Source organism: Stenotrophomonas sp. GD03680, from assembly GCF_029844625.1.
In the GTDB taxonomy this organism is placed as follows: Bacteria; Pseudomonadota; Gammaproteobacteria; order Xanthomonadales; family Xanthomonadaceae; genus Stenotrophomonas; species Stenotrophomonas maltophilia_P.
In genome coordinates, this window is sequence record NZ_JAOCKC010000009.1 from 1 (window position 1) to 13,231 (window position 13,231).

The 13,231-nt window shown below is 69.5% G+C and carries 2 protein-coding genes; both read left to right on the top strand.

Annotated features, from left to right (window positions below; genetic code table 11):
• Nucleotides 1-430: 430 nt before the first annotated feature.
• Nucleotides 431-4,315 (top strand): phosphoribosylformylglycinamidine synthase, encoded by a 3,885-nt coding sequence (gene purL / locus N5J29_RS11860; RefSeq protein WP_164151721.1) that lies wholly within the window; start codon nt 431-433, stop codon nt 4,313-4,315.
• 441 nt (nt 4,316-4,756) lie between these two features.
• A complete protein-coding gene (locus tag N5J29_RS11865) occupies nt 4,757-13,213 on the top strand; it encodes an ESPR-type extended signal peptide-containing protein (protein ID WP_164151719.1) in 8,457 nt (2,818 codons plus the stop codon).
• Nucleotides 13,214-13,231: the final 18 nt, after the last annotated feature.

The following is a 13,231-nucleotide window of genomic DNA, read 5'->3' on the forward strand; positions in this document are numbered from 1 at the left end:
TATCCATGGCGCTTACGCCCCTGCGCAGCCCACCCACCCGGCCACGGACAGGTTCCTGCGGCTGCCAGCCACGAAAGACAGAACAAAATCAAAAGCAAGAGCCGGTCGCTTCGCTCTTCATTCGGCCGGCACTGCCGCGGAGCATCCGCGCATGGCGTGGACCGAATACAGATCGCGGAAATCCGTCGAAGGCGGGGTGGGTCCGGTGGCGGGGGACGCCGTGAACCCATCCCTGGGGGCTTGGCCGCGGCATCCATGCCGCGGACACCCCCGCCACCGGACCCACCCCGCCAACCTGCAGGAAACCGGCTTTTGACGTTGCTGTTGCTTCGGCCGTTGCTTCGGCGGGTGCCGGGCGCAGCCCGGCCCAAGCCCATCCCCCGCTTCCGGTACAATATCGGGCCCGTTTCCCAACTACGGTTCCCCGGACATGATGGTCCTCGAGGGCGCGCCCGCCCTGTCGCCGTTCCGCCGCGAACGTCTTGAATCCCGCCTGCAGTCCATCGCTCCCTCCCTGCGCATCAGTGGTGCCTGGCACGTCTACTTCGTGCAGCCGGAAGGCTCGGCCGTGCCCGATCAGGCCACCCTGTGCCGCATCCTGGAAGCACAGTCGCAGGCCGGGACGGTCGCCGAAGGGGCCGTCAGCCGCATCGTGGTGCCGCGTCTGGGAACGTTGTCGCCGTGGTCGAGCAAGGCCACCGAACTGGTCCGCGGGGCCGGTCAGCCGGTCAGCCGGGTCGAGCGCGGCCTGCGTATCGACGTGCTGGGCTGGCCGGACGATGCCGCCACCCAGCAGTCGCTGGTGAAGGTGCTGCACGACCCGATGACGCAGTCGGTGCTGGACCACGTCGAGCAGGGCCAGGCCCTGTTCTCGGCGCCGGCCCGCGGTGAACTGGAGCGCGTTCCGGTGGCGCAGCTGGAAGCCGCCAACCAGCGCCTTGGCCTGGCCATGGCCCAGGACGAGATCGACTACCTGCGCGAGCGCTTCACCGCACTGGGGCGCTCCCCGTCTGACGTGGAACTGATGATGTTCGCGCAGGCCAATTCCGAACACTGCCGGCACAAGATCTTCAACGCCAGCTGGACCATCGACGGGCAGGCGCAGGAACGCTCGCTGTTCCGCATGATCAAGAACACCCACCAGCAGACGCCGCAGCACACCCTGAGCGCGTACAGCGACAACGCTGCGGTGATCGAAGGCCATCCGGCGTCGCGTTACCGTCCGGATCCGGCCAGTGGCGAGTACCGCCGCGAGCCGCAGGTGCCCAGCGCCTTCCAGATCAAGGTCGAAACCCACAATCACCCGACCGCGATCGCGCCGTTCCCGGGGGCTTCCACCGGTGCCGGTGGCGAAATCCGCGACGAAGGCGCAACCGGCCGCGGCGGCAAGCCGAAGGCCGGCCTGACCGGCTTCTCGGTCTCGCACCTGCGCATCCCCGAGCTGCCGCAGCCGTGGGAAGCGCCGCGCGCGCTGAATCCGCGGATGGCGCCGGCGCTGGAGATCATGACCGACGGCCCGCTCGGCGGCGCTGCGTTCAACAATGAGTTCGGCCGCCCGAACCTGCTCGGTTACTTCCGCAGCTTCGAGCTGCCTGAAGGCGCTGACCTGGTCCGTGCGTACGACAAGCCGATCATGCTGGCCGGCGGCCTCGGTGCGATCGACCGTATCCAGGTCGACAAGATCCCGCTGCAGGCCGGTGATGCGGTCATCGTGCTCGGCGGTCCGGCGATGCTGATCGGCCTGGGTGGCGGTGCGGCCAGCTCGGTGGCCTCCGGTGAAAGCGCCGAAGACCTGGATTTCGCCAGCGTGCAGCGCGACAACCCGGAGATGGAGCGCCGCTGCCAGGAGGTCATCGACCGCTGCGTGGCGATGGGTGCCGACAACCCGATCAAGTTCTTCCATGACGTCGGTGCCGGTGGTCTGTCCAACGCGATTCCCGAGCTGCTGCACGATTCGAACGTGGGCGGCATCATCGACCTGGGCAAGGTGCCCACCGACGATCCGTCGTTGTCGCCGATGCAGCTGTGGTGCAACGAATCGCAGGAGCGCTACGTGCTTGGCGTCGCGCAGGAGCGACTGGCCGAGTTTGCCGCGCTGTGCGCGCGCGAGCGCTGCCCGTTCGCCGCCGTGGGCGTGGCGACCGCCGAGGAGCATCTGGTGGTGGCGTACGGCGCGGTGCCGGGCCATGTTCCCGCCGACGCACCGATCGACCTGCCGATGGACGTGCTGTTCGGCAAGCCGCCGAAAATGCACCGCGACACGGCGCACCCGCCGGCACCGCGCTGGCCGGCGCTGAAGACCGGTGGCCTGGATCTGCAGGAAGCCGGCCTGCGCGTGCTGGCGCACCCGACCGTCGCCTCGAAGAACTTCCTGGTCACCATCGGTGACCGCAGCGTCGGCGGCCTGACCGCCCGCGAGCAGATGGTCGGCCCGTGGCAGCTGCCGGTGGCCGACGTAGCCATCACCCTGGCTGATTTCGATGGCGTGGCCGGTGAGGCGATGTCGATCGGCGAGCGCACGCCGCTGGCCCTGCTCGACGCCGCGGCGTCGGCGCGCATGGCCGTGGGCGAAGCGCTGACCAACCTGTGCGCGGCCCCGGTGGATGCGCTGGATGGCATCAAGCTGTCGGCGAACTGGATGGCTGCTGCCGGCCATCCGGGCGAAGACGCGCTGCTGTACGACGCAGTGAAGGCCGTGGGCATGGAACTGTGCCCGCAGCTGGACATCAGCATCCCGGTCGGCAAGGACTCGCTGTCCATGCAGGCGCAGTGGCATGACCAGGGCGAGGCACACAAGAGCGTGTCGCCGGTGTCGCTGGTGATCTCGGCGTTCGCGCCGGTTGCCGATGTGCGCCAGCAGCTGACGCCTCTGCTTGATCGCGACGTCGACAGCGAGCTGTGGCTGATCGGTCTCGGTGCCGGCAAGCAGCGCCTGGGCGGCTCGATCCTGGCGCAGGTGCACGCCGACCACAGCGAACTGCCGGCCTTCGCCGGTGCCGCGCCGGACCTGGACGACCCGCAGCGCCTGCGTGCCTTCTTCGAACTGATCCGGCATGCGCGCCAGTCCGGCCTGCTGCGTGCGTACCATGACCGCAGCGACGGCGGCGCGTTCGCCGCGCTGTGCGAAATGGCGTTCACCTCGCGCCTAGGCCTGGATATCGCCCTCGACGCGTGGGGCGATGACCCGTTCCGCAGCCTGTTCAATGAGGAACTGGGTGCGGTGGTGCAGATCGCCCGCGAAGATCGCGCCGCTTTTGCCGACCTGGTCGAGCGCCACGCCCTTACCGAATGCGCGCAGCGCATCGCCAGGCCGACCACCGCACCGGTGGTGCGCGTATCGCTGGCAGGCGAGAACCTGGCCGAGTGGCGCTGGGAGCAGCTGTTCGATGCGTGGTGGTCGGTCACCCATGCCATGCAGAAGCGTCGCGACAATCCGGCCAGCGCCGATGCCGAGCGCGATGTCGCCCGCGCGTTCAACGCACCGGGCCTGAAGCCGAAGCTGAGCTTCGACCTCAACGAGGATGTGGCGGCGCCGTTCATCAGCACCGGTGCGCGTCCGCGCGTGGCGGTACTGCGCGAACAGGGCGTCAACGGCCAGATCGAGATGGCCAACGCCTTCGAACGTGCAGGCTTCCGCGCGTTCGACGTGCACATGAGCGACCTGATCGAGGGGCGCGTGGCCCTGCAGGACTTCACCGGCCTGGTCGCCTGTGGCGGCTTCAGCTACGGCGATGTGCTGGGTGCCGGCCGTGGCTGGGCGACCTCGATCCTGGAACGCAGCGCGCTGCGCGATGCCTTTGCGGCGTTCTTCGAGCGCCAGGACAGCTTTGCCCTCGGCGTATGCAACGGTTGCCAGATGATGAGCCAGCTGAAGGACATCATCCCCGGCGCCGAACACTGGCCGCAGTTCCGCCGCAATGCCAGCGAGCAGTTCGAGGCCCGCACCGCACTGCTGGAAGTAGTGGAATCGCCGTCGATCCTGCTGCGTGGCATGGCCGGTTCCCGCCTGCAGGTGGCGGTGGCGCACGGCGAAGGCCAGGCGGTGTTCGACAACGCCGTCGACCAGGCCGCTGCGCGCGTGTCGCTGCGCTACATCGATGGCAACGGTGCCATCGCCCAGCAGTATCCGCTCAATCCGAACGGCTCACCGGATGGCATCACTGGCCTGACCAGCACGGACGGGCGCGTCACCATCATGATGCCGCATCCGGAGCGCACCCCGCGCGCACTCAATCTGAGCTGGGCGCCGGCCGAGTGGCAGGGTGATTCACCGTGGATGCGGATGTTCCGCAATGCCCGGGTGTGGTGCGGCTGATCGCGCACCGCTTCGCGCAGGCGTCGATGCCGATGCGTATGGAAAAACCCGCCGCATTGCCGGCGGGTTTTTCTTTGCGCGGATGAAACTCCTGTCGCCACCATGAGTTACATGCATTTCCATGCGCCAGACAATCGTCACGTGCAACTAACAAAATGGATTGATAAACGCGTGAAAAAGTGAACTGCTTCACGGCAATGTGATTTGCTGTGTCAAAGTCTTGACGATATGGAAAGTTGCCGTTAACACTTGAACCCCGTTTCAGAACCATTCATCCCGCAGTAACCGCTTGGCGCATGCGCTCGGTTTTCTTTCGCTGCGCGCCGTTCGGCAATACCCCGCAGTAAATCACGCGAATAAACGCCCCCAGGGGACGTTGGACCAGAAGGTCCGGCGGTGGCGTTGCTTTGCCCAAAACCAGTCCAATCAGGAGCCGTACCGATGAATCGGATTTATCGCAAGGTCTGGAACAAAGCACTGGGTCAGTTGGTCGTGGCCTCGGAACTGGCCTCGTCCGACAGTTGCGGCGGGGTCGTCGACCAACGCCGCGATGCGACACAGGCCAGGCCCTTTGTACTGGCTGCCGCACTGGCGCTGGCACTGGGATTGGGCATGACCGGCGTCGCCTCTGCACAGTCGGTGGAGATCGGCGGCAACGCCAACTGCGTGGTGCTCAACAGCTCGATCGTCGACAAGTGCCTGGTGGATGGCAGCGCCTCGGCCACCGGCACCAATGCGGTCGCCGTGGGCACCGGCAGCCGTGCAACCGGTGCCAACAGCGTGGCGCTGGGCGCCGGCTCGAAAGCAACGCGTGCCAATACCGTTGCCGTCGGTGATGCGGGCAAGGAACGGCAGGTGACCCACGTCGCCGCTGGCACCGAGGCAACCGATGCGGTGAACAAGGCACAGCTGGATGCACAGGCGCGGGCCACGCAGGCGGCGTTGGCCGAAGCGACAGCCCAGAGCAGTCGCTACTTCAAGGCCGACGGCGCCGGTGATGACAGCGACGCGGCGAAGATCGAAGGGCAGGGCGCGATTGCGGTCGGCAGCGGCAGCCAGTCGCTGGCCAACGCCACCACGGCCGTCGGCACACAGGCCGTGGCCGCCGGTCTGGGCGCCAGTGCGTTCGGCCAGAACGCGCTGGCCATCGGCGATGCCAGCGTCGTCGTCGGCCAGAGTGCCGTTGCGCTCGGACTGGGAGATACCGCCGTCGGTGCCAGCGCTGTTGCGGCCAGCGAGAACGGCGCAGCGACCGCACTGGGCGCGTTGTCCGAGGCCAGTGCGGACGGCGCAACGGCGGTCGGTGGCGGAGCCGTGGCCATGGGCCCGGGCAGTACCGCCGTGGGTCGTGGCGCAACGGCCGCCAATGAAGCATCGATCGCGGTCGGTGCGTTCAGCACCGCCGTGGGTGAATACAGCACCGCGCTGGGTTCGAACTCGGCAGCGGTTGCCACCGGCAGTGTGGCGCTGGGCGCCGGCTCGCTGGCCGACCGGGTCGATACGGTATCGGTGGGCGCAGCCGAGTACGGTCTGACCCGGCAGATCACCAGTGTCGCGGCGGGTACCGAAGACACCGATGCGGCCAATGTCGGCCAACTCCGGGACGTCGCGGCCGTGGCCGATGCCACGGCCAAGCGTTTCCAGGCCACCGGCAGCAGCAACAGCGACGCCGGTGCGCTGGCCGCAGGCGATGACGCGCTGGCTGCCGGTGAAGCGGCCAACGCGCTCGGCGATGGCACCACCGCAGTCGGCGCCGGCGCCACCGCGGTCGCGCAGAACGCCACGGCGGTCGGCAACAACGCCCTGGCCGCCGGACAGAACAGCGCCGCGTTCGGCAACAACGCGCAGGCTGCAGGACCCGGCAGCGTCGCGGTGGGTGGCGCCGCCGTGGACGAGAACGGCAATCCGCTCATCACCAACGGCGGCGTGCCGGTGGAGACCGGCGCGACCAGTGCCGGCGTCGGCGGCACTGCGGTCGGTGCCAGCGCAGAGGCGGCTGGCTTCGCTGCGTCCGCCTATGGCGTGGGTGCCTATGCGGCCGGCGCGCAGTCCTCCGCATTCGGCGCGGTGGCCAACGCCATCGGCGACTACGCCACCGCAGTCGGCACCCAGAGCAACGCGACCGGCACCAGCAGCGTGGCCGTGGGTGGCCCGGCTGACCTGATTCCCGGCCTGGGCTTCTTCGTGCAGACCCAGGCCAGCGGCGAAGCCGCCACCGCTGTGGGTGCCGGCGCGATCGCCAGCGGTGACCGGACCGTGGCCAACGGCAGCCTGACCGAAGCCTCCGGCGCCGAAGCCACGGCCATCGGCTACTTCGCCTACGCACCCGGAGAAGGGGCCAGCGCGCTGGGCGCGCAGACCTGGGCCAGCGGCGCGCAGAGCACGGCGGTCGGCTACTACGCCACGGCGCGCGGCGCCAACAGTGTCGCCCTGGGCGCGAACTCTGAAGCCATCCGTGACAACAGCGTCGCCGTGGGCAGTGCCGGCAACGAGCGGCAGATCACCGGCGTCGCTGCCGGCAGTGAAGCCACCGATGCAGTGAACAAGGCGCAGCTGGACGCCGTGGCCAGCACCGCGGATACCACCGCCCATTACTTCCAGGCCCAGCCGGAAGCCGGCAGCGATGCCGGTGCGTTTGCCGAGGGAGAGGGTGCGGTGGCCGCCGGTTCGTCCAGCAACGCGATCGGCGCCGGTGCCGTCGCCCAGGGCGCGGGTGCTTCCGCCGTGGGCGATGACAGCGTCGCCATCGGTCGCAACAGCAGTGCCAGTGGCAACGGCGGGGTCGCCATCGGTGGACTGGGCCAGGCCTACGACCAGTACAACCAGCCGATCATCGGCGATGACGGTCAACCGGAACGTGTCGGCACCACCGCCGGCGCCGATGCCACCGCCGTCGGCAATGGTGCGCAGGCAACGGGTGCGTCGGGCAATGCCTTCGGCAGCGCGGCCAAAGCCACCGGCGACAACAGCGTGGCTGCCGGTGGCAAGTCGCGTGCGACCGGAAGCTACGCGGTCGCCGTGGGCGACAGTGCGTTCGCCAGCAGCGACGACAGCACCGCCGTCGGCGGCTACAGCTGGGCCACCGCCAGTGGCGCCAGCGCATTCGGTTCGGGCGCATGGGCCACCGCCACCAACGCATCCGCCTTCGGCAATGCAGCATGGGCCAGCGGCAGTGGCGCCACCTCCATCGGCTACAACAGCTGGGCCAACGGCACCAGCGCCACCGCCGTCGGCCGCGGTGCCTTCGGCTACGGCGACTACAGCGTGGCGTTGGGCTACCAGGCGCTGGGCAACACGGTCAACAGCATCGCCATCGGCACCAATACGGTGGCCGGCGGTGAAAGCGCGATCGCGCTGGGTGCCGGCAGCAACGCCAGCGGCAGCAACGCGGTCGCGTTGGGTGCAGGCTCGGTGGCTGATCGTGACCGCAGCGTGGCGGTTGGCGCTGCCGGCAACGAGCGCCAGGTGACCCACGTGGCCGCAGGTACGCAGGCCACCGATGCGGTGAACAAGGCACAGCTGGATGCCGTCGCGGCGGAAGCATCCACCACCGGCAAGTACTTCCAGGCCAGCGGCAGTGCCGACAGCGATGCTGGCGCTTACGTGGAAGGGGACAACGCACTGGCTGCCGGCGAGGCATCCAACGCCATCGGCGACGGCGCCATCGCCCTGGGCAGCGGCGCCAACGCACTGGCCAACAACGCGCAGGCGCTGGGCTTCAATGCCGTGGCCACCGCGGCCAATGCCAGCGCGATCGGTGCCAACGCACAGGCGACCGGCGAGTACGCCACCGCGCATGGCGCGGAAAGCGAAGCCAGCGGTGAACAGAGCGCGGCCTTCGGTGCTGCCTCGATTGCCAGTGGCGCCGGCAGCACCGCCAGCGGCGTGCTGTCCGAAGCCTCCGCAGAAGAGGCGACGGCAGTGGGCTACTTCAGCACCGCCAGTGGTGAAGCGGCCACGGCGGTCGGCAGCGAGAGCGTGGCCAGCGGCACGGCCTCGGCTGCATTCGGCATCGGTGCGGAAGCCACGGGTGGCTACAGCACCGCCATCGGCGGTTTCGCCAGCGCCTCGGCGTTCAACGCCACCGCGTTCGGCAATTTTGCCAATGCCTCCGGCTCCAACAGCGTGGCGCTGGGCGGCGACTCGGAAGCCTCCGGCGACTACAGCACGGCCACCGGTCAGGGCAGCTTGGCCACCGGTACGAACAGTGTCGCTGTCGGCGGCTCGTTGTTCGGCATTCTCGCCACCGAGGCGTCCGGCAACTACTCCACGGCCGTCGGTGGTGGCGCATGGTCGCCGGGCATCAACAGCACCGCGCTCGGCAATGCGGCCGAGTCGCGCGGCGCCAACAGCGTCGCGCTGGGTGCCGATTCGATTGCAGACCGTGACAACACGGTATCGGTCGGTGGTGGTGGCAACACCCGCCAGGTGACCAACGTGGCGGCAGGTACCCAAGGCACCGATGCGGTCAACAAGGATCAGCTGGACGCCGTGGCATCGGTGGCCGAGAACACGAGCCGCTACTTCCAGGCCAGTGGCAGTGCCGACAGCGACGCCGGCGCCTACGTTGAAGGTGACAACGCGCTGGCCGCCGGCGAAGCGGCCAACGCGATCGGCAACGGTGCCACCGCACTGGGCAGTGGTGCGACGGCGGTCGCCGCCAGTGCCACCGCCGTAGGCCTGGACAGCCTGGCCAGCGGCAGCAATGCCGCAGCGGTGGGCAGCAACGCACAGGCCACGGGTGAAAACAGTGCGGCGCTGGGCAGCGGTGCGGTTGCCAGCGAGATCGGCAGCACGGCGACCGGCGCGGGTGCACAGGCCACGGCGGTGTACAGCACCGCCAACGGCTCGGAGGCGCTGGCCAGCGGTGCGCAGTCGCTGGCCAGCGGCTTCCGCAGCGCGGCGTCGGCCGATGGCACCACGGCGGTTGGTGGTTACAGCGAAGCCAGTGGTCGTCTCGGTTCTGCACTGGGTTACGGCACGATCGCCAGCGGGGCCAACAGTACTGCGACGGGCGTGTTTGCCACGGCCAGCGGCGCCAGCGCGGTGGCCATGGGTGATTCCAGTGAAGCCAGCGGCGATGAAAGCGTCGCCATCGGCGGCAGCACCTTCTTTGGTCTGATCCCGGCCCGCGCCAGCGGCTACGGCGCTGCGGCGTTCGGTGCGGGCGCATGGGCCACCGACGACTACGCGACCGCCATCGGCTGGAACTCGTGGGCCGACGCAGCTGATTCCACCGCACTGGGCGCCAATGCCACCGCCAACGGCAGCAACAGCGTCGCCCTTGGTGCTGCATCGAAGGCAGACCGCGACAACACGGTGGCGGTTGGCAGCACGGACAGCGAACGCCAGATCACCCATGTCGCCGCAGGTACCGAAGGCACCGATGCGGTCAACAAGAACCAGCTGGACGCCGTGGCGTCGGTGGCTGAGAACACCAGCCGCTACTTCCAGGCCAGTGGCAGTGCCGACAGCGACGCCGGCGCCTATGTGGAAGGTGACAACGCGCTGGCCGCCGGCGAAGCGGCCAACGCGATCGGCAACGGTGCCACCGCACTGGGCAGTGGCGCGACGGCGGTCGCCGCCAGTGCCACCGCCGTAGGCCTGGACAGCCTGGCCAGCGGCAGCAATGCCGCAGCGGTGGGCAGCAACGCACAGGCCACGGGTGAAAACAGTGCGGCGCTGGGCAGCGGTGCGGTTGCCAGCGAGATCGGCAGCACGGCGACCGGCGCGGGCGCACAGGCCACGGCGGTGTACAGCACCGCCAACGGCTCGGAAGCGCTGGCCAGCGGTGCGCAGTCGCTGGCCAGCGGCTTCCGCAGCGCGGCGTCGGCCGATGGCACCACGGCGGTTGGTGGTTACAGCGAGGCAACGGGTCGCCTCGGCACCGCGCTCGGCTATGGCACCGCCGCGACCGGCGCCAACACCACGGCCGTCGGCTTCGGTGCGGCCGCGGCCGGTACCGGAGCCGTGGCGGTGGGCCAGTCCAGCGAAGCCAGTGGCGAGGAAAGCGTCGCCATCGGCGGCAGCACCTTCTTCGGTCTGATCCCGGCCCGCGCCAGCGGCTACGGCGCCGCGGCGTTCGGTGCGGGTGCATGGGCCACCGACGACTACGCCACCGCCATCGGCTGGAACTCGTGGGCCGACGCAGCTGATTCCACCGCACTGGGCGCCAATGCCACCGCCAACGGCAGCAACAGCGTCGCCCTCGGTGCTGCATCGAAGGCAGACCGCGACAACACGGTGGCGGTTGGCAGCGCGGACAGCGAACGCCAGATCACCCATGTCGCCGCGGGTACCGAAGGCACCGATGCGGTCAACAAGGACCAGCTGGACGCCGTGGCGTCGGTGGCCGAGAACACCAGCCGCTACTTCCAGGCCAGTGGCAGTGCCGACAGCGACGCCGGCGCCTATGTGGAAGGTGACAACGCGCTGGCCGCCGGCGAAGCGGCCAACGCGATCGGCAATGGTGCCACCGCACTGGGCAGTGGCGCGACGGCGGTCGCCGCCAATGCCGCTGCCGTGGGCTTCAACGCGGTGGCGACGGGTGAGGATGGCGTGGCCATCGGCAACAGCGCCAGCAGTACCGCTGGCGGCGCGATCGCCCTCGGTGCGCAGAGCAGCAGCGCCGGGCCGGCCAGCGTCGCCCTGGGCGCGCAGTCGGAAGCGGAGGGCATCGGTGCCGTTGCGGTAGGTGGCATCGCCCAGGCCAGCGGCCTGGCCGCCACCGCCGTCGGTTACGGGGCCACGGCCGACGGTCGCGAAGCGACTGCGGTCGGCAACTTCGCCTATGCCAATGGCTGGCAGTCCACAGCCTACGGTGCGGGTGCCACGTCCAGCTTCTTCGGCACGGCCCTGGGCAGTGGCGCGCAGGCGGCCGACGTCGCCACGGCGGTCGGCCAGGGCACCACCGCGCAGATCGCCGGTGCGGGTTTCGGCGTACAGGCACGCGCCGGCGAGTACGGTACCGCGCTCGGCAACAACGCGGCCACCGGCCTCAATGGCGTGGCGGTGGGCTTCAACGCACTGGCCGGGCAGGATGCCAACAGCGTCGGCAGCGGTCAGCACACTACCGCCATCGGCAGCGAGGCGTGGGCGACCGAGGACGGGGCCACCGTGGTCGGCTACAACAGTTACGCGCAGGCAACCAATGCCACGGTGCTGGGCAGCAACACCTGGACGACCAAGGCCGCCGACAACAGCGTCGCGCTGGGTGCCGGATCGCTGGCGGATCGTGCCAACGCGGTATCGGTCGGTGCGGCGCAGGACTGGGTTGATGCGGCGGGCGTTACCCACAGCGCGATCAACCGCCAGGTCACCAATGTCGCGGCCGGTACCCAGGCGACCGATGCGGTGAACAAGGGCCAGCTGGATGTGGTGGCGGCCACCGCCGATGCCACCGGCCGCCACTTCCGTGCGACCGGTACCGGGACCGCCAGCGCCACGGGCAGCAACGCGGTCGCCGTCGGTTCCGGTGCCAGTGCCAGCGGCAACCGCAGCAATGCGCTGGGCAGCAGTGCCAGCGCCATCGGCAATGCGGCGCTGGCCGTCGGCGCCAACGCCGGCGCGACCGGTGCGAACTCGGTGGCGCTGGGCAGTGGCGCGCGCGCGCTGGACGCCAATGTGGTGTCCGTCGGCGGTGGCAACGGTACCGATGGTCCGGCGACGCGCCGCATCGTCAACGTCGCCGACGGTCGCATCGCCGCAGGCAGCAGCGACGCGGTCACCGGTTCGCAGCTCAACGTCACCAACCAGCGCGTCGGCGCGGTGGAAACCCGGGTCGGCGATTTCGATTCGCGTATCGCGACCGTGGAAACGTCCACTGCCAATGCGGTCGGTTATGACGACGCCAGCCGCGACCGGCTGACCCTGGCCGGCATCGAGGGCACCACGATCGACAATGTCGGCGCCGGCAGCATCGCCGCAGGCAGTCGCCAGGCGATCAATGGCGGCCAGCTGTTCCAGTCGCTCAGCGATGCCGCCAGCTTCCTCGGCGGTGGCGCCAGTGTCGGCATGCAGGGCGTGTTCGTCGCGCCGAACTACGTGATCCAGGGCGCCAGCTACAGCAATGTCGGCGATGCCCTTGGCGCACTGGACCGCAAGGTCAGCGAGATTGACCAGCGCACCGGGGGGGCGAACCGCTCCCGCACCGCCAGCCTGCGTTCGACCAGCACGCCGCTGGAGGGGGGCGCCGCCAACCTGGCCGCGCAACCGGCCAGCGTCGATGCCGTCCCCGACGTGGCCACTGCCAGCAGCGCCCGGGTACAGGGCGCGCCGACCGCCGCCGCAGCGGGCTCGGGCATCCCGGTCGGCACACCGGCAGCGGGTTTCAACGCGGTCACCGTGGGAGAGGGCGCCGTTGCCAGCGGCGCGTCGTCCACGGCCATCGGCCAGGGGGCCAGTGCGACGGCCGCCAACGCCGTGGCGCTGGGCCAGGGCTCGGTTGCCGATCGTGCCAACACCGTCTCTGTCGGCAGCGAAGGCAACGAGCGCCAGGTCACCAATGTCGCGGCCGGCAGCGCTGCCACCGACGCGGTCAACAAGGGTCAGCTGGACCGTGGTGTCGCCACGGCCAACAGCTACACCGATGGCCAGGTGAAGGCCGTGACCGACAGCTTCGATGTGTTCAAGGGCGAAGTCGATGGCCGCCTGCGTCATATGGACCGTCGCATCGATCGTCAGGGCGCGATGAGCGCGGCGATGCTCAACATGGCCACCAGCGCCGCCGGCATCCGTACCCAGAACCGGGTCGGCGTCGGTGTCGGCTTCCAGGGCGGCGAGTCGGCGTTGTCGCTGGGTTACCAGCGTGCAATCAGCGACCGCGCCACGGTCACCTTCGGCGGTGCCTTCAGCAGCGACGACAGCTCGGTCGGCGTTGGCGCCGGCTTCGGCTGGTAAGCCACTCCATCGCGCCGG